This is a genomic window from Bacillus sp. Xin1 (assembly GCF_013314535.1).
In the GTDB taxonomy this organism is placed as follows: domain Bacteria; phylum Bacillota; class Bacilli; order Bacillales; family Bacillaceae_G; genus Bacillus_A.
On the sequence record NZ_JABUAE010000006.1, the window covers coordinates 110,822 to 131,632 of the forward strand.

Annotated in this window: 24 protein-coding genes and 1 pseudogene; 2 read left to right on the forward strand and 23 right to left on the reverse strand. The window is 37.5% G+C overall.

What is annotated here, in order from left to right:
• Window positions 1-11: 11 nt before the first annotated feature.
• The 20 genes and pseudogenes from HRG09_RS08945 to HRG09_RS09040 form a co-directional block, all read right to left on the reverse strand.
• Window positions 12-290: pseudogene (locus HRG09_RS08945) on the reverse strand (DUF975 family protein); the annotation flags it as partial.
• A gap of 54 nt (window positions 291-344) precedes the next feature.
• Window positions 345-1,133 (reverse strand): DUF975 family protein, encoded by a 789-nt coding sequence (locus tag HRG09_RS08950; RefSeq protein ID WP_174100464.1) that lies wholly within the window; start codon window positions 1,131-1,133, stop codon window positions 345-347.
• Between the two features lie 169 nt (window positions 1,134-1,302).
• A complete protein-coding gene (gene atpC / locus HRG09_RS08955; protein ID WP_174100465.1) occupies window positions 1,303-1,704 on the reverse strand; it encodes a F0F1 ATP synthase subunit epsilon in 402 nt (133 codons plus the stop codon).
• Between the two features lie 20 nt (window positions 1,705-1,724).
• The gene (atpD, locus tag HRG09_RS08960) at window positions 1,725-3,119 is read right to left on the reverse strand and encodes a F0F1 ATP synthase subunit beta (RefSeq protein ID WP_174100466.1); all 1,395 of its coding nucleotides are present in this window, start codon (window positions 3,117-3,119) and stop codon (window positions 1,725-1,727) included.
• 237 nt (window positions 3,120-3,356) lie between these two features.
• Window positions 3,357-4,217, reverse strand: coding sequence for a F0F1 ATP synthase subunit gamma (gene atpG, locus HRG09_RS08965; RefSeq protein WP_174100467.1), 861 nt, complete (start codon window positions 4,215-4,217; stop codon window positions 3,357-3,359).
• Window positions 4,218-4,558: 341 nt separating this feature from the next.
• Complete coding sequence (gene atpA, locus HRG09_RS08970; RefSeq protein WP_174100468.1) at window positions 4,559-6,067, reverse strand: F0F1 ATP synthase subunit alpha; 1,509 nt, start codon at window positions 6,065-6,067, stop codon at window positions 4,559-4,561.
• 11 nt (window positions 6,068-6,078) lie between these two features.
• A complete protein-coding gene (locus HRG09_RS08975) occupies window positions 6,079-6,621 on the reverse strand; it encodes a F0F1 ATP synthase subunit delta (protein ID WP_000064098.1) in 543 nt (180 codons plus the stop codon).
• Window positions 6,618-7,124, reverse strand: coding sequence for a F0F1 ATP synthase subunit B (gene atpF, locus HRG09_RS08980; RefSeq protein WP_001142602.1), 507 nt, complete (start codon window positions 7,122-7,124; stop codon window positions 6,618-6,620). The genes HRG09_RS08975 and atpF overlap by 4 nt, the downstream gene beginning before the upstream one ends.
• A gap of 127 nt (window positions 7,125-7,251) precedes the next feature.
• Window positions 7,252-7,470: a F0F1 ATP synthase subunit C gene (atpE, locus tag HRG09_RS08985; protein WP_000052064.1), complete on the reverse strand. Its 219-nt coding sequence runs from the start codon at window positions 7,468-7,470 to the stop codon at window positions 7,252-7,254.
• A 61-nt stretch (window positions 7,471-7,531) separates the two neighbouring features.
• Window positions 7,532-8,251: a F0F1 ATP synthase subunit A gene (gene atpB, locus HRG09_RS08990; RefSeq protein WP_174100469.1), complete on the reverse strand. Its 720-nt coding sequence runs from the start codon at window positions 8,249-8,251 to the stop codon at window positions 7,532-7,534.
• Between the two features lie 7 nt (window positions 8,252-8,258).
• On the reverse strand, window positions 8,259-8,651 hold the full coding sequence (locus HRG09_RS08995) for an ATP synthase subunit I (RefSeq protein ID WP_000567602.1): 393 nt from the start codon (window positions 8,649-8,651) through the stop codon (window positions 8,259-8,261).
• Window positions 8,651-8,875 (reverse strand): AtpZ/AtpI family protein, encoded by a 225-nt coding sequence (locus HRG09_RS09000; RefSeq protein WP_001171217.1) that lies wholly within the window; start codon window positions 8,873-8,875, stop codon window positions 8,651-8,653. The genes HRG09_RS08995 and HRG09_RS09000 overlap by 1 nt, the downstream gene beginning before the upstream one ends.
• A 26-nt stretch (window positions 8,876-8,901) precedes the next feature.
• On the reverse strand, window positions 8,902-9,015 hold the full coding sequence (locus HRG09_RS09005) for a DUF4024 domain-containing protein (protein WP_174100470.1): 114 nt from the start codon (window positions 9,013-9,015) through the stop codon (window positions 8,902-8,904).
• Window positions 9,016-9,407: 392 nt separating this feature from the next.
• Window positions 9,408-10,037, reverse strand: coding sequence for a uracil phosphoribosyltransferase (gene upp / locus HRG09_RS09010; RefSeq protein WP_003202275.1), 630 nt, complete (start codon window positions 10,035-10,037; stop codon window positions 9,408-9,410).
• Window positions 10,038-10,348: 311 nt separating this feature from the next.
• Window positions 10,349-10,528: a hypothetical protein gene (locus HRG09_RS09015; protein ID WP_174100471.1), complete on the reverse strand. Its 180-nt coding sequence runs from the start codon at window positions 10,526-10,528 to the stop codon at window positions 10,349-10,351.
• A 176-nt stretch (window positions 10,529-10,704) separates the two neighbouring features.
• The gene (gene glyA, locus HRG09_RS09020) at window positions 10,705-11,946 is read right to left on the reverse strand and encodes a serine hydroxymethyltransferase (protein ID WP_174100472.1); all 1,242 of its coding nucleotides are present in this window, start codon (window positions 11,944-11,946) and stop codon (window positions 10,705-10,707) included.
• Between the two features lie 381 nt (window positions 11,947-12,327).
• Complete coding sequence (locus tag HRG09_RS09025; RefSeq protein WP_174100473.1) at window positions 12,328-12,900, reverse strand: TIGR01440 family protein; 573 nt, start codon at window positions 12,898-12,900, stop codon at window positions 12,328-12,330.
• Window positions 12,901-12,954: 54 nt separating this feature from the next.
• Complete coding sequence (gene rpiB / locus HRG09_RS09030; protein WP_174100474.1) at window positions 12,955-13,398, reverse strand: ribose 5-phosphate isomerase B; 444 nt, start codon at window positions 13,396-13,398, stop codon at window positions 12,955-12,957.
• A gap of 138 nt (window positions 13,399-13,536) precedes the next feature.
• Window positions 13,537-13,977, reverse strand: a complete 441-nt coding sequence (locus HRG09_RS09035) for a low molecular weight protein arginine phosphatase (RefSeq protein ID WP_174100475.1) — start codon at window positions 13,975-13,977, stop codon at window positions 13,537-13,539.
• A 264-nt stretch (window positions 13,978-14,241) separates the two neighbouring features.
• Window positions 14,242-14,739: a PTS sugar transporter subunit IIA gene (locus tag HRG09_RS09040; protein WP_000473658.1), complete on the reverse strand. Its 498-nt coding sequence runs from the start codon at window positions 14,737-14,739 to the stop codon at window positions 14,242-14,244.
• A gap of 391 nt (window positions 14,740-15,130) precedes the next feature.
• Here HRG09_RS09040 and HRG09_RS09045 point away from each other — a divergent pair, with 391 nt between their 5' ends.
• On the forward strand, window positions 15,131-15,517 hold the full coding sequence (locus HRG09_RS09045) for a DoxX family protein (RefSeq protein WP_174100476.1): 387 nt from the start codon (window positions 15,131-15,133) through the stop codon (window positions 15,515-15,517).
• 235 nt (window positions 15,518-15,752) lie between these two features.
• Here HRG09_RS09045 and HRG09_RS09050 read toward each other — a convergent pair whose 3' ends face one another.
• From HRG09_RS09050 to HRG09_RS09060, 3 genes are all read right to left on the reverse strand, one after another.
• Complete coding sequence (locus tag HRG09_RS09050; protein ID WP_174100477.1) at window positions 15,753-16,964, reverse strand: Ger(x)C family spore germination protein; 1,212 nt, start codon at window positions 16,962-16,964, stop codon at window positions 15,753-15,755.
• A 112-nt stretch (window positions 16,965-17,076) separates the two neighbouring features.
• Window positions 17,077-17,307: a hypothetical protein gene (locus HRG09_RS09055; protein WP_174100515.1), complete on the reverse strand. Its 231-nt coding sequence runs from the start codon at window positions 17,305-17,307 to the stop codon at window positions 17,077-17,079.
• A 189-nt stretch (window positions 17,308-17,496) separates the two neighbouring features.
• Window positions 17,497-19,092 (reverse strand): spore germination protein, encoded by a 1,596-nt coding sequence (locus HRG09_RS09060; RefSeq protein ID WP_174100478.1) that lies wholly within the window; start codon window positions 19,090-19,092, stop codon window positions 17,497-17,499.
• A 481-nt stretch (window positions 19,093-19,573) separates the two neighbouring features.
• On the opposite strand from HRG09_RS09060, the gene HRG09_RS09065 reads away from it, so the two are divergent.
• Entirely contained in the window at window positions 19,574-20,665 is a 1,092-nt protein-coding gene (locus HRG09_RS09065) for a GerAB/ArcD/ProY family transporter (protein ID WP_309232069.1), read from the forward strand.
• The last annotated feature ends 146 nt before the right edge of the window (window positions 20,666-20,811 follow it).

The window sequence follows — 20,811 nt, forward strand, 5'->3', positions numbered from 1 at the left end:
TGGGTGTTTTATTAGAAAGTAGTACCTTCATTTTTATAATATTCTTTTGAGATTTCCTCATAAAATGCTGCCGATGTTGTGTAGAAGTATGGGGGTGATCATAAGAATCCAATTCCTAAAGTAAAGATACTTAATATAAACCAACCTAGAAAACTTAAACATAATAAGAAATAGTCCATTTTATGTCCATCCATCATACGACGACTTTCCGTAATTGCTTGATTCGCTGTATACTCTGGGTGATCATTTAAAATAAAATACGTCATAGAATAAGAAAACCTACAAACGATATTATTATATCGATATACCATTCGTTTCATTATATCCCTAAATTTAGGTGCATACTATCTTTCTTTTGATATATTTTGATAAAAATGTGCTGTTGTTGTACTCAAGTATGGAGAAAGCCAAAAAAATCCAAGCCCAAAAGGAATGAGCGCTAGTATCGCCCAACCGATAAAGCTAAGCCATAAAAGGAATAAATCCATTTTATGCCCTTTCATGATTTCTTTACTTACTTTCATCGCTTGTAAAGCCCCATATTCCGGATGATCAATCATCACGTAATATGTCATTGCATACGAAAAATATGAAATAATAATGACAATAAATGAAATAAATAATAATACAAAAAAGGCAATAGCCGATCCTTCATCAGCGCCTTTCCCCTCTTCCCCTAACAAGCCAACGATAACCAGTAGCACCATAGGAATCCAAATTCCAGAATATAAACAGATTAAAATCATCGCTTTTACAGTATTCATCATTCTTTTGAAACCACGAAATCCTTCAAATAAAGCATCTATTGTAGCACCTTGTCTTCTACTAATATTTAGCGATACATTCGTGTAACCATATGATGTAATGCCATATGAACCAAGGCTCACAATTGCCATAAGAGCATAAAGAATAATCAACGTAACAATAAAGCCTGCTGTCGCTGTTTCTCTCTCAAAAAAGTTGATAGAATCACCAACTGATAAAAATAAAATAACAGCAGGAATGATGACAATAAATGTTGCAATTGTTGATATAACATAACTTAAAATAACATATAAAATAGTAGAACCAACACCAAGCCCCCATTTTCCTTTTAACGATTGTAACGCTTCTCGTTTCATTTCACTAATCACTTTCTTATCTCCTCTTTCCTCAAAGCTGTCAAATTACAGTGCCTTGCATACTCTACTTCAGGTAGAAATATAATAATTATACCATTTTTGGGAAGTTTTTATGATATATATTAGAGATAAAACGGAAAAACAAAAAAATCCGTAAAGGAATGAACCTTTACGGATTTTTTTATTTCATATCGGAAACGTTCAAACGGTTCACAGCACGTTGTAGTGCCATTTCTGCACGTCTAAAGTCAACATGTGCTTGTTTATCTTGCATACGTTGCTCAGCGCGACGCTTCGCTTCATTTGCACGATGGATATCGATATGGTTTGCTTCCTCAGCAGATGGTGCTAATACAGTTACTTTATCTGGACGAACTTCGATAAAGCCACCGCTTACTGCTACATAATCAGTGTGTCCACCATTTTTCAGGCGAACTGCACTAATTTTTAATGGTGCAACAGTTGGAATGTGACCTGGTAAGATCCCCATTTCCCCACTCTCTGCTTTTACACTTACCATTTCTACTTCTTTTTCGTAAACCGGTCCATCAGGAGTTACAATACTGACTGGAAATGTCTTCATAATTCGTCCCTCCTAAGGCCTTACGCCATCATTTTCTTCGCGTTTTCAATAACTTCTTCAATGCTACCAACAAGACGGAATGCATCTTCTGGAAGGTCATCGTATTTACCTTCTAGAATTTCTTTGAAACCACGAACTGTTTCTTTTACAGGTACATAAGAACCTTTTTGACCTGTAAACTGCTCCGCTACGTGGAAGTTTTGTGATAAGAAGAATTGAATGCGACGAGCGCGATGTACAACTAACTTATCTTCTTCAGATAACTCATCCATACCTAAGATAGCGATGATATCTTGAAGTTCTTTATAGCGTTGAAGTGTTTGCTGCACTTGACGCGCTACTTCGTAATGCTCGTCTCCTACGATTTCTGGAGAAAGCGCACGAGATGTAGATGCTAATGGATCTACCGCTGGGTAAATACCCATTTGTGTTAAACGACGCTCTAAGTTTGTTGTTGCATCTAAGTGAGCGAACGTTGTAGCTGGTGCTGGGTCAGTGTAGTCATCGGCTGGTACATATACCGCTTGGATAGACGTGATAGACCCTTTATTTGTAGATGTAATACGTTCTTGTAATTGACCCATTTCTGTTGCAAGTGTTGGTTGGTAACCTACCGCAGATGGCATACGACCAAGAAGGGCAGATACTTCAGAACCCGCTTGCGTGAAACGGAAGATGTTATCGATGAACAATAGTACGTCTTGTCCTTGCTCATCACGGAAATGTTCAGCCATTGTTAATCCTGTTAATGCAACACGTTGACGTGCACCAGGTGGCTCGTTCATTTGTCCGAATACCATCGCTGTTTTCTTGATTACGCCAGAATCGCTCATTTCGTGGTATAAGTCGTTACCTTCACGAGTACGCTCACCTACACCAGCGAATACAGAAATACCACCGTGCTCTTGTGCGATGTTATTAATTAACTCCTGGATTAATACTGTTTTACCTACACCGGCACCACCGAATAGACCGATTTTACCACCTTTAATGTAAGGAGCAAGTAAGTCTACTACTTTAATACCAGTTTCAAGAATTTCTACTTTCGTAGATAACTCTTCGAACGCAGGTGCTTGACGGTGAATTGGATCACGGCGTACATCCGCAGGAACTTCACCATCTAAGTCAATTGCATCACCTAATACGTTAAATACACGACCAAGTGTTGCATCACCAACTGGAACAGAAATTGGTTTACCAGTATCTTCTACTTCTGTACCACGAACAAGTCCATCTGTAGAAGACATCGCAACCGTACGAACTGTGTCATCACCTAAGTGAAGCGCCACTTCTAAAGTTAAGTTAACTGCGTCTTGTTTAATTCTAAGGGCATTGTAGATTTCAGGTAGCTTTCCGCCGTCAAACTTAACGTCTACAACCGGACCCATGATTTGCGTAACGCGCCCTTTATTCATCGGGTTCCCTCCTAGCTTTCTTTAAATTAGCCAGCTTTCTATGAGAGTCGGCTTTCATTTTTTTATTAGTTTAACTGAGGCGGCTCTTCTGAACGAACCGCTTTCGCTTTTTATGAATCTAGCTCCAGCGGCTAGAACAGTCGGTCGTTTCGCGCCTTCCTGTGAGGCACAGAACGCCTCTTCGTCAGGAGCTCCAACGTCCTCCTGTTCTGAACGAACCGCTTTCGCTTTTTATTACTATTCTAACGCTGCCGCTCCACCAACGATTTCTGTAATTTCTTGCGTAATCGCTGCTTGTCGAGCACGGTTGAATGAAAGTGTAAGTGAATCGATAACTTCCATTGCGTTGTCTGTAGCACTCTTCATTGCTGTCATACGCGCTGCGTGTTCACTTGCTTTACCATCTAGTAATGCACCGTACACTAAGCTTTCTGCGTATTGTGGCAATAATACTTTTAAGATATCTTCTTCAGAAGGTTCGAATTCATAAGCTGTCGTCGGTTTGTCAGACGTCACGTCCGTAAGCGGTAAAATTTTATTTTCCGTTACTTCTTGTGAAATTTTACTTACAAAATGGTTGTAGTAAATATACAGTTCATCATAAGCACCATCTGCGAACATCGCAATTGCTCGAGAAGCAAGGTCTTTAATATCTGTAAATGATGGGTGATCGGATAATCCAACTACTTCATCAATGATGTTAAAGCCACGACGTTTTAAATAATCACGTCCTAGTCGTCCAAGCACAATAATTGAATATTGGTTTGAATCCATATTATGACGTTCACGAATTACGTTACTTACCGTACGTAATACGTTACTGTTATAACCACCTGCTAGTCCACGATCAGATGTAATAACGATGTATCCTGTACGTTTTACAGGGCGTGCTGTTAGCATTGGATGATTAATTCCTTTGCTACCTTGCGCAATACTCGCTACTACTTCTTGAATCTTTTCCATATACGGAACGAAAGATTTAGCATTTTGTTCTGCACGGTTTAATTTCGATGCAGATACCATCTCCATCGCTTTCGTAATTTGACTCGTTTTCTTAGTCGAGTTAATTTTCGCTTTTATATCGCGTAAAGATGCCACAGGTTTTCACCACCTTTTTTCCGGAAGTTGGCACGATTAGTAAGAATCCCTTTCGTTCATCTTTCTAATCTACGTTGCAAGATCTTCTTGCTCATGATTGAAGGAAAAGAATAGGTGCACCTACTCTTTTCCTTTACATAACCGTCAGCAATCCCTGTAGGAGTTGCCTATTTATATCATCTAGTTTCAGCGGCACGAGCCGCTTCCGCTTTTTTATTCAATCTAGCTGCGGTGGCTAGAAGGGTCGGTCATTTCACCCCTTCCTGCGAGGCAAAAAGCGCCTCTTTGTCAGGAGTTCCAATGCCCTCCCCTTCTGGACAAGCCACCTCCGCTTTTTATCATTATTCAGAAGCTACGAATACTTTCTTAAATCCGTTAATTGCTGCTGCAAATTTGTCGTCATCCGCAAGTTTTTTCGTTGTGCGAATTTCACTTAATAAATCAGCTGCATTTGAATCTAACCAAGCATGGAATTCTTCTTCAAAACGAGTGATATCTACTACTGGGATATCATCTAGGAATCCACGTGTTAGAGCGTAAAGAATGATAACTTGTTTCTCTACTCGCAGTGGTTTGTGTAATCCTTGTTTTAATACTTCAACTGTGCGAGCACCACGGTTTAATTTCGCTTGTGTTGCTTTATCAAGGTCAGAACCGAACTGAGCGAACGCTTCTAACTCACGGTAAGATGCAAGGTCAAGACGAAGTGTACCTGATACTTTACTCATCGCTTTAATCTGAGCAGATCCACCAACACGAGATACTGAAGTACCTGCATCGATTGCTGGACGTACGCCAGAGAAGAATAAGTCAGATTGTAAGAAGATTTGTCCATCTGTGATAGAGATTACGTTTGTTGGGATGTAAGCTGATACGTCCCCTGCTTGTGTTTCGATGAAAGGTAGAGCCGTTAAAGAACCGCCGCCTTTTGCATCGCTTAATTTTGCTGCACGTTCTAGTAAACGAGAGTGTAAGTAGAATACATCCCCTGGATATGCTTCACGACCTGGAGGACGACGTAATAGTAATGACAGCTCACGGTAAGCAGCTGCTTGTTTTGATAAGTCATCATATACTACTAATACGTGTTTTCCGTTGTACATGAACTCTTCACCCATTGTTACACCAGCATAAGGAGCTAAGTATAATAATGGAGCTGGTTGAGAAGCTGATGCAGTTACAACGATTGTGTACTCTAATGCACCGTACTTACGCAGTGTTTCTACTACGTTACGTACTGTAGATTCTTTTTGGCCAATTGCAACGTAGATACAAATCATATCTTCATCCTTTTGATTAATGATTGTATCAAGTGCAACTGCCGTTTTACCTGTTTGACGGTCACCGATGATTAACTCACGTTGACCACGACCAATTGGTACAAGAGCATCGATCGCTTTAATACCTGTTTGAAGTGGCTCATGAACAGATTTACGATCCATTACACCTGGTGCTGGACTTTCGATTGGACGAGTTTTTGTTGTATTGATTGGGCCTAAACCATCTACTGGTTGACCTAATGGGTTTACAACACGACCAATTAGTTCTTCCCCTACTGGCACTTGCATGATGCGACCAGTACGACGAACTTCGTCACCTTCACGGATTTCTGTGTAAGGTCCTAAAATAATAATACCTACGTTGTTTTCCTCTAAGTTTTGTGCTAGTCCCATAACGCCGTTAGAGAACTCTACAAGTTCACCAGCCATAACGTTATCAAGACCATGAGCACGTGCGATACCATCACCAACTTGGATAACTGTACCAACATCACTAACTTCGATTTCAGACTGATAGTTCTCGATTTGTTGCTTTATCAGTGCGCTAATTTCTTCAGCTCTGATGCTCATGTGCTTCACCCCTATCTATTCTTCATAAGTTCACGCTGAATACGTGCTAACTTTCCTTGTAAACTACCATCATAAATGCGATTTCCGATGCGTACTTTAATGCCGCCTAGTAAATCTTCATCTACAACATTTTTAATACGAATTGCATCTTTTCCTGTTCTCTTTGCAAATGATTCTGCAATGTTAAGCTTTTCCTCTTCTGATAGAAGACGAACTGAGTATACAGTTGCATCTGCTACGTTACGTTCTTCATTAGCAAGAACGACATATTCATTTGCAATTTCAGGTAGAATTTCAATGCGTTTGTTATCAATTAAAATATATAACGTATTTAAAATTGATTCAGAAACAGAAGAGAATACGTTAGAAAGGAACGTTTTTTTCTGCTCCTTTGAAATGTTTGGTTGTGTTAAAAAGCTATGTAGTTCTCCGTTTTTTACAAAAACGTTTTGTACAAGGCGTAATTCTTCTTCAAACATTTCTAATACGTGTTTTTCTTTTGCAATTTGAAAAAGAGCGACAGCATAACGTTTTGCTACAATCTCATTGCTCATCGCGCTTCTCCTACTTCTTTAATATAATCGCGAATTAACTTCACTTGATCTTCTTCTTTTAGTTCTTTTTCAATTACTTTAGAAGCAATTTGAATAGATAAAGAAGCGACTTGTTCTTGCAGAGCAGCAATTGCTTGCTCTTTTTCGCGTTGAATTTCTTGTACTGCAGATGCTTTAATTGATTCTGCTTCTTCTTTAGCAGCAGCAACAATACCATCTTTTTGATCTTCAGCTTGCTTTTTCGCTCTTTCGATTAACTCTTGTGCTTCAACACGTGATTGTTTTAACATTTCACGTTGTTCTTCTACTAACTTCTTCGCCTCTGCATTGTTTTGTTCTGCAGCGTCGATTTCATTAGCAACATGCTCTTCACGTTCCTTCATAATTCCCATTAAAGGACCCCAAGCAAATTTACGTAGCATTACTAATAAAATTAGGAAAACTAGCAATGTATAAGCGATTGTTCCAAATGGAATGGCAGCTCCTAAAATTAAAGTTGGCACAAGGATTCACTCCCTTCGAGATATCTAATTTGACCATATGAAAAAAAAAGACATACATTTCGTTCATAAAGCAATGGCGAAGAAAGTCTAAAAACACTCTTCGCCATCTATGTAAGGGGAGTCTCCCTTATTTGTTCATTACGATGAATGCAATAACTACACCGATGATTGGAAGTGCCTCAACTAATGCAACCCCGATGAACATAATTGTTTGAAGTGCGCCTTTTAATTCTGGTTGACGAGCAACACCCTCGATTGTACGTGATACGATAAGACCGTTACCAATACCTGCACCTAATGCTGATAAACCAATTGCAATTGCAGCTGCGATTACACCTAAACTCATTTAATTTGTCCTCCTTTGTATTATAAAAAAATAGATTTTTTTACTTACTTATTAAAGTATATTAATGGTCATGACTTACTTTATGAGCCATATAAACCATTGTTAACATTGTAAAGATAAACGCTTGGATTGAACCAACGAATACACTGAATCCCATCCACGCTAACATTGGCACAATAGCACCCAATGCTCCAAGTACTGTAGCTCCACCTAATTTAGCAAGTAATCCTAATAAAATCTCACCTGCATAGATGTTACCGAATAGACGAAGACCTAACGTCAATGTGTTAGCAAATTCTTCAATAACCTTTAATGGGAATAAGAATTTCATAGGTTGGAAATAACCTTTTAAGTATTCTTTCGTACCCTTCATCTTAATTCCATAATAATGGGTGAGGGTAACTACCATCACGGCTAATGTTAATGTAACTGCTGGGTCAGACGTTGGCGATCTCCACCATGCAATGTGTTCGCCAGCCTCAGTTGTTGAGTACATGAATGGTAGACCGAGCATGTTTGATACGAAAATAAACATCATAAGCGTAACGCCGAGTGTTAAGAAGCGTCCACCTGTTTTCCAGTCCATCGTACTGTTAATGATCCCTTTCACGAAGTCTAAAATCCATTCAAAGAAGTTTTGCATTCCTGTTGGACGAAGAGCTAAGCTACGAGTCCCGATAACAGCGATTATGAAAACAATAAGTGCTGCAACAGTAACCATCATGACTGAGGATAAATCGAACGTTAAACCTAGAAATTCAACTAATTTACCGTGTTCCACTAGTAATTCACCTCTCTTCCCTGCTCTTATACTCTAAATAAAGAAAATCTATGATCATGACAAGGTATCCTGTCAGCAATCCTACACCTAAGCTCCACATCGCAATTAAATGCTGATATTTCGCTGCAAATAAAATTAATAACCCAATCGTGGCAAACCTCGAATATGTACTAACAGCCGTCGCTTTAAATTTCACGTTTTCTCCATTGGTAACGCGATCTAATAGCTTGTCTGTTCTACGTGCAATGATGCGCAAACTAAGAAAACTGAAAATCGTTCCGATAATCAGCCCAAGAAATACATCCTTGTAAGAGGTAAATCCCCATCCTAGCACTAGAAGCGCAAGCAAGTAGTACATATATTTCTTTTGTCTTTGGACAAGTCCATGTACGTCTATCATCATTGCTCTCCCGAATAGTAATGTCGAATGAGTCGAATCATTGCGTAAATCCCTGTTCCTAACCCTAGCAATAAGCCTATAATGAGAAACAACGGAAACGTTCCAACCTTGCTATCAATCCATTGCCCACCAAAAATCCCAACAAGAATGGAACCGACTAGCTGAGCAAGAATACCTGACATTAAAGCATAAGCTTTTACCGGGTTGCGATCGTTTTTTTGCAAGGATTCATCCCTCCAATATGTAACCCTCATTCACGATGTGTTAATAATAACTCATTTTTTTGTATAAATTCTATACAAAATAAAAAGTTTACTTTTTCGTCACGGAATAGATGCAAATTTGTCACTGAAAGCCCTACCATCTATCCCCGTTGTTAGCATACAATAGGGTATTAGCACTGTCAACGAGAAATCGTAAAAAATCAAAAAATTTGAGTATCAGTAATTTCTTGCCAAAAATGAAAACGTTCCCCTTCTAAATACTGGTGAAAGATATGCAATTTCTAGAAGTTTTTCTCTTATAATAGAAGAAAAAGTTCACAAGTTTGTCACGATTACATTTTTACGATATAACGTTTTTCTTCTATAGTATAGTGTTCCATAGAAGTTAGACTTCTATATTATATGTGATATATATGCAAGTTATGTTGTATATACAAAAAATCCCATACACATATAGATTCAGGTCCCCTCCCCTACTCCCCTTATTTACATATAAAAAAGACGAGCAGGGAATCCCCTCTCGTCTGTTGTCTTACTTCGTTCCAAATAAACGGTCACCAGCATCGCCAAGACCTGGAACAACATAACCATGGTCATTTAATTTCTCATCTAATGCCGCTACATAAATATCAACATCAGGATGTTCTTCTTGTACTACTTTTACTCCTTCTGGGGCAGCTACGATACACATTAATTTAATTTGCTTCGCACCGCGCTTTTTCAGAGAGTTAATTGCTTCAGCCGCAGAACCACCTGTTGCTAACATCGGATCAAGTACGATAAAGTCACGTTCTTCTACATCCGTTGGAAGTTTCACATAGTATTCTACCGGTTGCAATGTTTTTGGATCACGGTATAAACCAACGTGTCCTACTTTTGCTGCTGGAATTAATTTCAGAATTCCATCTACCATTCCTAAGCCTGCACGTAAAATTGGAATTAGACCCAACTTTTTACCAGCGATTACTTTTGTTTTCGCTTTGCTTACAGGTGTTTCAATTTCGATTTCTTCAAGTGGAAGGTCGCGTGTAATTTCAAATGCCATTAAGCTTGCTACTTCATCCACTAATTCACGAAATTCTTTTGTACCTGTATTTTTATCGCGAATATATGTAATCTTATGTTGAATTAACGGGTGATCAAATACATACAGTTTTCCCATGTGAATCTCTCCTTCAGATGATATTCATGCGTGTGTACACGCCGTTTTGCACTATTTACGATTGTAAAGAAAACGCTACTAATATTCAAGGGCAAATTTGGAAAAATATCAAATTCATCATGAACCTACCCAGTATCTTTACCAATTATGGAAGTCCTATCCTTCATTATATATCCAAAATTTCTTCACCGTTTGTATACATACTTGAGAGACAATATATGCCCTTCTAACCTATTATTATTTTTTATAAAAAAGCAGCCGTTATTTTTTTATTTAGGCTGCTTTCTTTCTCTACTATTTAAAATATGAAATTATAACTTTTCTACATGAGAACCAACAAAGAACTGTACATTTGTTGTTCCACCAGAAACATTTTCAAAAGATGACGGACCAACTGGAACACCCCAGAACTGAATTGTATCTTTTTCAAATACATTTTCTCCAGCTGATTTCAACATAGCAATTTGATAAGACTGACCACCATCATCCATTCATTACGTGCGCAAATGTATATGTTTTCCACGAATAATATTACATTATTTTTCCTGTATATAAAGAAAATGTTGAATAAACGATATTCTAAAAAACTATCTATTAAGAATTTGTGTTTCAAATAAAAAAGAGACTGCTGAAACAATATATGCTTCAGCAGTCTTCATCTCATCTATTATAGATCTGTATACATTGGGAATTTATTTGTTAATGCTTCTACACGCTTCCTTGCTTCTTCTAGTGCAGCTTCATTCTCATGATTTTTTAATGTATGAGCAATGATTGATGCAATTTCATCCATTTCTTCTAATCCGAAGCCACGAGATGTTACTGCTGCTGTACCGATACGTACGCCACTTGTTACAAATGGGCTTGCTGTTTCAAATGGAATTGTGTTCTTGTTCACTGTAATACCAACCTCATCTAATACATGCTCTGCTACTTTACCTGTAATATCTAAGTTACGAACATCAATTAAGATAAGATGGTTGTCTGTTCCACCAGAAACAAGTGTAAGTCCTTCTTTTTGAAGACCTTCCGCTAAGCGATTTGCATTATTAATGATGTTTTGTGCATATATTTTAAAGTCATCTTGAAGTGCCTCACCGAATGCAACAGCTTTCGCAGCAATTACGTGCATAAGTGGTCCACCTTGAATACCAGGGAAGATTGATTTATCAATTTGCTTTGCAAATTTTTCTTCACATAAAATCATACCGCCACGTGGGCCACGTAATGTTTTATGTGTTGTTGTTGTAACGAAATGTGCATGTGGCACTGGGTTTGGATGTAAGCCTGCTGCAACTAAACCTGCAATATGTGCCATATCTACCATTAAGTATGCACCAACTTCATCCGCGATTTCACGGAATCTCTTGAAATCGATAACACGAGGGTACGCACTTGCACCTGCAACGATTAGTTTTGGTTTATGTTCTTTCGCTTTTGCTAACACATCATCATAATTGATGCGATGTGATTCAGCATCTACGCCATATTCTACGAAATTATATTGTACCCCACTGAAGTTAACAGGGCTTCCGTGTGTTAAGTGACCACCGTGGGATAAATTCATACCAAGTACTGTATCGCCTTGCTCTAAAATCGTGAAGTATACAGCCATATTCGCTTGTGCACCAGAGTGTGGTTGAACGTTCACATGCTCTGCGCCAAAGATTTCTTTTACGCGATCACGTGCAATATCCTCTACTACGTCTACATGCTCACAACCTCCATAGTAACGTTTACCAGGATACCCTTCTGCATACTTGTTTGTTAAAACAGAACCTTGTGCTTCCATTACAGCTTCACTTACGAAGTTTTCCGAAGCGATTAATTCAATTTTCGAACGTTGTCTTCCTAGTTCTGCTTCAATTGCAGCAAATACCTTTTCATCTTGACGTTTTAAATGATCCACCAAAATCCCCCTTTTCTGAACGAATTACACTGATTCCCGATAGTTTTTTCTTAATTTATTGAGAAAAAAACGAAAATTCAAGTTGTAATTCTTTAGAACCTTCATGTTTTCAACTACATTCTAACATGACTTTCTATATCATAAAAGAAAAAAAAGACCGAGTTTGGTCTTTTCTTTTTATCTTTGATAAAGTCAGACTACATACCTCTTTATATGAGATACTACATTTCTGTTTCTTTTTCATCCCACTATTCACAAGCTGTAAGCGCTCTACCTTAAGGTGCAAATGGTAGATAACAAATAACCGCCTATCGATGCACAATTCGTGAAGGTCTTTCATCAGTAGGGGATGTCCTCACTGACGAAAGTTTCACTTTATCTTTAGCTACAAGTAACTGTTTCTTCTACTGCCGCATACACAGCACGCGCACCACCAATAAGTTTCGCACGTGTTTTGGCCATCGTTACGTGTGCACTTCCAATCTCTTTTACACTTGTGCGAATTGGAACTGCAACATGTTTTAGATGCATACCAATAAAGGTATCACCGATATCCATACCTGCATCTGCTTTTATAAACTCCACTACTACAGGATCCTTTAGATAGTGATAGGCATATGTTGCTAATGCACCACCGGCTGATCTAACGGGCGTAACGGTTACAATTTCAAGTTGATACTTCATTGCCACTTCTCCCTCAACTACTAAAGCACGATTTAAATGTTCACAACATTGGAATGCCAATTCTATACCCGTTTGCGCTTGAAATTGTTTTAGCTCAGAAAAAATCACTTCTGCTACTTCCATCGTTCCCGATGTCCCAATCCTCTCTCCTAGCACTTCGCTCGTACTACAGCCCACTACAAAAATTTGACCGCTTTGCAGTGAAGCTTGCTTTTGAAAATCAGAAAGCGATGTTTGCATTTGCTCTTTCACTTTTACTATTTCCGTCATGACGCCTCTTCCTTTCACAGATTGGTTCAACAAATTAGTATGCCCAATAGAAAATTACTTCGTTTCGTATGTTTTAATTTTCCCTACGCGGTTTTCGTGACGTCCACCTTCATAATCAGTTGTTAGCCAAATTTTTGCGATATCACGTGCTAAACCAGCACCAATTACGCGCTCACCCATCGCTAACATATTTGTATCATTATGTTCTCTTGTTGCTCTTGCACTAAATGTATCGTGAACTAACGCACAACGAATACCGTGTACTTTATTTGCTGCAATTGACATCCCAATACCTGTCCCACAAATTAAAATACCACGGTCTACTTCACCGTTTGCAACCATTTCTGCCGCTGGAAATGCAAAATCAGGATAATCAACAGAACCCGCTTCACATTCACACCCTAAATCAACATATTCAATATTTAGTTCTTCTAATAAACTTACGATTTCTTTGCGGATATTCATTCCACCGTGATCAGATGCTACTACTACTTTCATTATTTACCCCTCCAAAATTTTAGTGAAACTTCTATCGAGTAGGGTTCTTTAGCCCACTGATAAATGATTGTAAAGTACTTATCCTTACTTGCTCATTCCGAGCAAGATCATCTCCAATATCGTATTATACACGAAACATTAACCTTCTGAATGTCTTTTCAATAAAGTTTGTACAAGTTTTTCCATCTCTACTAATGTCGATTTATAAATAGAGAGAGAACCGCCAAACGGATCTGAAATATCCTTACTTGTACCCTCTACAAATTCATAAAATGTATACACCTTTTTCCCAGCACTCGGATAGTGCCCGAGCACAAGTTGTTTATGGCTTTCTGTCATCGTAAGTATCATATCAGCCCACTCAAGTAATTCTTCTGTAATTTGCTGCGAAGCATGTGCTGCCTTAATTCCCTTTTCGGCTAATGCATCTTTTGCATGCAAAGATGCATCACTTCCAGGATTGGCAAAAACACCAGCAGACTTCGCCTCAAAATTCCCTTTCCCATAGTGACGAAGCAACGCCTCTGCCATTGGGCTACGACATGTATTTCCAGTGCAAACAAATAACACTCGCTTCATCCAAGCTCACTCCTTATAGTGAATGTTCTACATTTATCATAACGTACTTAACAATGGAACAAAAGAAATGTGAACATACAAAAGGCGCATTTCTCCTTTATTTTTTCTAAGAGAAATGCGCCTTATCCACATATATGTGAAACCCTAGTTTCAAGTGCCTTAAATATAATAACATACTTGACGGAAACATCCACTGGAAAAGTCCCACCATAAAATAAAATAAGGAATCCATTTCATATAAAGTGGATTCCTTACAAAAAATTATTACTTCATTGTAACTTTCATTACTTCTGTTGAACCTTTTGTAGCTGAAACACCTACAGTTGTATTAATAGATTCAGCTGCATCTGTATTTGTAATAACGATTGGCGTAATTGTGCTTTTTGCTTTTTCGCGAATTAATTCTAAATCGAAAGAAATTAATTTGTCGCCAGCTTTCACAGCTTGTCCTTCCGACACGTGAGCTTCGAAACCTTCGCCTTCCATTTTTACAGTTTCTAAACCAACATGGATTAAGATTTCTGTACCGTTTTTCGCTTTAATTCCAACAGCATGTTTTGTATGGAATAATTGTACGATTTCACCGTCTACTGGTGATACAACTACACCTTCAGTTGGAACGATTGCAACACCGTCACCCATCATACGACCAGCGAATACTGGATCTGGTACTTCCTCAATATTTTTCACTTCTCCAGTTAATGGAGCTACAATTGTTTCTGCATTTGTTTTTGAACCAAGACCAAATAATTTTTTAAACATAGGATAGTCCTCCTTATAATTAGGTTGAAAATGTATAGGGCAATCCCTAGTAATAATTGAGATACATGTAAGACTTCATACTTCAAATATTATATTGTAAAAACGCTTTCGAAAAGAATCACGTTATTACCCATAGACTCTTATTGTATCGCTTTGCAAAATTCCAGTCAATTCAGATTGTCTGAATAACAATTATCAGAATTAACTTCTTTCTTATATTTTCTCTTTTTTCCACTCGCTTATCTAGAGGTCTTTACGACGTATTTGTTTTTTATTGTCGATTTGTAAAATTTTCTTCATATTTTCTACGAAAATAACTTGACTAAAATAAGTAACTTATTTATTATTTACTTACGTAATGTAAGTAAATAACTTTTTGGAGGTTTTATAAATGATGGACATCGGTCTTATTATTATTCGTCTTATTATCGGAATTACATTCATGGGTCATGGTGCTCAAAAATTATTCGGTTGGTTTGGTGGTCACGGCCTAAAAGGAACAGGCGGATGGATGGAATCAATCGGCTTACGCCCTGGCGTATTTATGGCATTTATGGCTGGTGCAACTGAACTGTTAGGTGGATTCTTATTCGCAGCAGGTATCTTCACTTGGGTTGGCGCATTATTTATCGTAGGTACAATGCTAGTTGCAATCTTTACAGTCCATGGCAAAAATGGCTACTGGGTAACACAAAATGGATTTGAATATAACATGATCTTAATCGCAGTTGCAGTTGGTGTTGCATTAACTGGCCCTGGCGCTTACGTTTTACTTTAATTATTTATCTCAATTTCAAGATAGTTATTGAACCACAAATAATGAAGTGTTTTATTTCTAAAACTCAAATACCTAAAAGACCATCAAGTTTTTGCTTGATGGTCTTTTAGTGTTCTTATAGCTTTGATCTATGTAACACTTGCTTAAAATTAAATTTCACGCTAAACATGCATAATTTTGAATAGATTTTTGACCGCTATTTTCGAATCTCTAGTCCTTGTATAAACTAAACAAGTTACTTTATTTTTTCAAAAAAAGAATTAGTTACTGTTCCTACCTGTTCGATTTCTCCTTGTATATGTAGATTTACGGGCAAGTTCTCGAAATTTTCATTCCAATCTTTTTTGAGTTTTTTCCAAGTTTTAGGATCAGCTCGATGAATCGCTTCTCCAAATCCAAATATATCTATTTTATATTTTTCCTGTACTTCTTTTATTGCTGTTTTAAAGAATTCCACCGATTCTTTTTCATAAATCTCCTCTAATTTTTCAATCGATCCCGTTTTTTTTAAATCGATATCGCATGCTAATTCACCGACATTACCTTTCACACGAATATTTAGATCTATCTCCGGCTTTCCATTCTTTATCTTACCCTTCATTTCTGTGTTTGAGTTCATCACTTGATAAACAAATTTCCCCCCTTTTGGACACGATACATTCACAACTGTACTTGACTCATTGTTCGTAATGACATTATACGTCTTGCTTTGTTTCTCATTTAACCAACCAACTAATTTATCTTTTTTAAATACTGCTAATTTTTGAAAAAGTATTCGAGCAGGAGTATCAATCACTTCTATATTCTGTTTACTTAGAGCTGCTTCTTCATCATCTTTTACATGTAAGGAGATTCCTGTTAACACTGGTTGTTTCCCATCACTTACCATATCTGCAATTAGCTTGTCTAATGTAACGAAACTTGTCGCTGACCATGCTTCTGATGAGGCCTTAAGGGTATTAAACAATTTATTAGCAGGTATTTTTTCTACAGGTGTACGCACCTTCAAAACATCTTCTGCGTTCATTCCCTTAGCTACAGCGATATAAAAATCTGATCGTAGTTCCCAGTCCCTCGAGAGAAGATCTAACGATTTGCCAATTCCTTTTTTCGCTAATGACTCACCAATTACGAGCATCCGAAGGTGTGAAGGATAAATTTTCCGCGGGGAGTCCTTTGTCATTTTTCGGATCGCCTCAAATATGGTTTGCCCTTTCGCCTGATAGATAACTACCGGTGAACGGCCACCACTGCCACCGCCTTTTGTAATAGCTACTTCTCCTGGATTTACCACCTGGGCGGTTACAAGATATTGTCCATCCATTGTACGATCTATTCCTAAGGCTAATGTGATAGCCAATTCATTTAATTCACGACGATTCCAGCAGCCTGTAGTAAATAATAGAAATACAAGCAGTATGATAAGCATTGTAAAGTAGCGTTTCATAGATTAAACACCTTTCGAATTTATTTATACATGCTTATATCTAAGAGGAAAGTTTCATTTATTCTGTATTGGATCGGCAGTTCCCAAAAATTGCAACTATGTAAAATCATTTTCACCTTAATAATCCCTCAATAACGTAATACAGCGGCTTATAAATAGCCGTAATCCAATCTAGCGGATTTGGAATATTAATTTTCAAGGCGGTAGCAACGCTTAACGAAGTACCGAAGAATAGAAGAATAGAAAATACCCATAACTCTCCTTTTAATTTTTCTTTTAACAGAAAAGGAACATCGATCGCAATAATGGCAGTGACAATGACAAAGATTCCAGCAACAGCCATCACTTTTGTGTACTCCTTTCTTCCTTTGATTTATTAGAGAATAGGGATATAGAGGCATCTAGTCGTCAAGTCTTTATACCTATCTATACTTATCCCTTTTTGCAAGCTTGAAATTGGTATCACTACTGACGTTATCAATTCCAACTAGACAGGTTTTTCATTTTTAGAATTGATAGCTTTTATGCTCATTTAAACTTTATCTCGAGGCGGTTTCGGAGCTGAATTTTGTTCACGTCTAACATTTTTTTGACTAATTAAACGCGGGCGAGAGAACATCCGCCATAGAGGGACCCGAATAAACGTATCTTTAATGTCCTCACGGATAAAAGGACCAAAAGGGCTCATATAAGGAATCCCAAAAGAACGCAAGCTGCACAAGTGAAGAATAAGTGCAATAAACCCAATGAATATCCCGAATAAGCCAAAAGAGGCGGCAAGCACCATCATTGGGAAACGGAGTATCCTAATAGACATAGAAAAGGTAGATGCAGGGAGCACAAAACTTGAAATCGCCGTCACTGCAACAACGATTACCATAGCAACCGATACAATCCCCGCATCAACTGCTGCAGTACCAATCACTAATGTTCCTACAATAGATATCGCTTGTCCAATAGCCTTTGGCATTCGTAAACCGGCTTCTCGCAAAATTTCAAATGCCACTTCCATCATGAGAGCTTCAATGAATGCAGGAAAGGGAACTCCTTCCCGTTGAGCAGCTAAACCGATTAACAGAGGAGTTGGTAACATTTCTTGATGAAACGTAGTGATGGCAATATATAGGGATGGTCCTAGTAGAGCGGTAAAAACACTTAAAAAACGAAGCAAACGAATAAGAGTACTAATGTCTGCACGTTGATAATAATCTTCCGCAGCCTGTATGAAAGAAACGAACAGTGCCGGGACAACTAGAACAATCGGCGTTCCATCCACTACGATAGCAATTCTTCCTTCTAAAAGCTCTGCAGCAATCACATCAGGTCGTTCCGAATGAAATACAGTCGGAAAAGGACTGAACGGTTCATCTTCAATCAATGCCTCAATATAACCACTCTCTAGAACCCCATCGATATCAATTTTATTTAGACGCCTATGCACTTCTTCGACAACTCTATCATTCGCAATCCCATCAATATACACGATCGCCACATCTGTTTGGGTTATTATTCCAATCTTTTTCGATTCAACCCAAAGATTGGGGGCTTTTATTTTTCGGCGAATTAGTGCCGTATTGGTACGCAAGCTCTCCGTAAAACTTTCTTTAGGCCCTCGAACGACGGTTTCCGTACTAGATTCCATTACACCACGGTCTCTCCAACCGCGCATACAGATCATGAAACCTTGTTCATGCCCATCCAATAAGAAGATAACATCCCCTGATAACAAAGAATTGAATAAAGAACTGAATTCAGTAACATCTTTTATATCTCCAACCGTAAGAATACGATCTTTCAATATTTGTAAAACGTTCTGTTGAGGTGATATGGTTTGATTCTGTTCGATAGGAATATCTAACATGAGCGATTCCAAAATAAAGTTCTGAATGGAATTCGTATCTACCAATCCATCCGTATAGAGAATGCCCGCTTTAATAAATCCCTCTTTACCAATTTGTATTTCTCTAATCACTATATCGCTACTATTCCCAAGCATTTTCTTTACATATTGAATATTTCCTTCGAGGCTCGTTTTTAATAGGACTTTTTTATCTTCCTTATTTTCATCTTCTTGCTCGAATGAGGAGTATATTACACTGTTTTTTCTTTGTTTCTTAAAAAAACGCATACAATTTATCCTCTCTCATAATGTTGATTCATTGCTTATATAAATTTTGAAATCTATTTCACTTCATAGCCGTTATTTGTAATCGAAGGATTTAAAAACACGTTAGTGAATACCTACGAAAACAATCTCTTGATTCACGGTGATTTTTCGCATAACTATTACTCGACCTTGTTCTTTCAGGTTCATTTTTACCAATTAAACTTGAATTATACTTGAACCTCCAATAAGTACGGTATAGCATTCCCATTACCAAAATCCAACAAAATAATTCCCCCCTCGAATATCTTCTACTGGATACGGAAATTGTTATGGAACTGTTAAAACCTGACCATACTTATGAAATAACAAAACCTCACCAGATAATGTAAAGTGAAACTTTTACTCAGGATTATTTAAAAAAGATTTTCTTTTTAAGAATTCTATTGGGTAGGTATAAACTAATGAGAAAATGGGGTAGGTTCCTATTGTAAAAAATGAAAAGATCAATTCACATCAATTTTTAACTTTAGTAACTTTATTTACAATTGGTACGACTATCTTAATTATTCCAGGAGGATTAGCGGCCGAAGCAAAGCAAGACGCTTGGATTGTATCTCTAGTGGGTACAGGGATAGGAGTTTTTGTAATATGGATATTTAACACTTTAGTTCGTAATTTTCCTAACATGACTATTGTACAAATCAATGAACAATTGTTTGGAAAATGGTTAGGGAAAACAGTGTCTCTTTTCTTTGTTTCTATGCCATTACTTTATACTTCTATTCTTTTGATTTATAATGGTAGCTTTTTAAACACACATATGATGCCTAATACACCCGCCCTGGCCCTTAACCTATTGATGATACTCATTTTGGTAATGGGAGTACGTCTTGGACTCGAAACAATCGCTCGCTCCGCAGAAATATTCATGCCTATTTTCTTTATCCTTTTTATCATTTTAGTCGTCTTTCTTATTCCACAAATCAAGTTTGAAAATATTCAACCTGTATTTGAGGTAGAGACAAAAACGATATTACGAGCATCCTTACACTTGATTACTACATCTTCTGTAAACTCTGTGATTTTATTAATGATTTTTCCTGCCTTAGTTAATCAACCGAAAGAAGCCAGAAAATCGTTTTATATTGGAAATATAATTGGGGGAGTTGTCATTATTATCATCACAATTTTAAGCATTTTGGTTTTAGGTGCCGAAACTACTGCAAGACACAATTATCCAAGCTTTATACTAGCAAGAAAAATAAACGTAGGTGATTTTATCCAACGTATCGAAGGAACAATAGCGATCATGTGGTTTATTACGATCTATTTTAAGATGGCTCTTTATTTTTACGCTTCTGTTTTAGGTATTACACAAATTTTGAATCTGAAATATTATCGCTCATTAGTATTACCTTTAGCGATGATTGTAGGTGTTCTTTCTATCATTATGTATGAAGACGTCGTAAAACAACAAAACTTCGACGCTACAGCAACTATAGCCTATTCGTTGTCAGTTGGGCTTTTTTTACCTTTAATCATGTTAATAGTCAGTATAGTTAGGAGAAAAAGAAAGAAAGAACAAAGAGAATAGTTATTTTCTTTGAAGAGTATCGCTGACAAAACGTGGAACATGCACATTATGGTCTTGTTATTGAAGCTTGTTTACCGAAGTGTAAAGTTTTCTTCGTGAATTTTACAAAAACCGCCAAAAAATATTTTTTAGCAGGAATTTTCCCT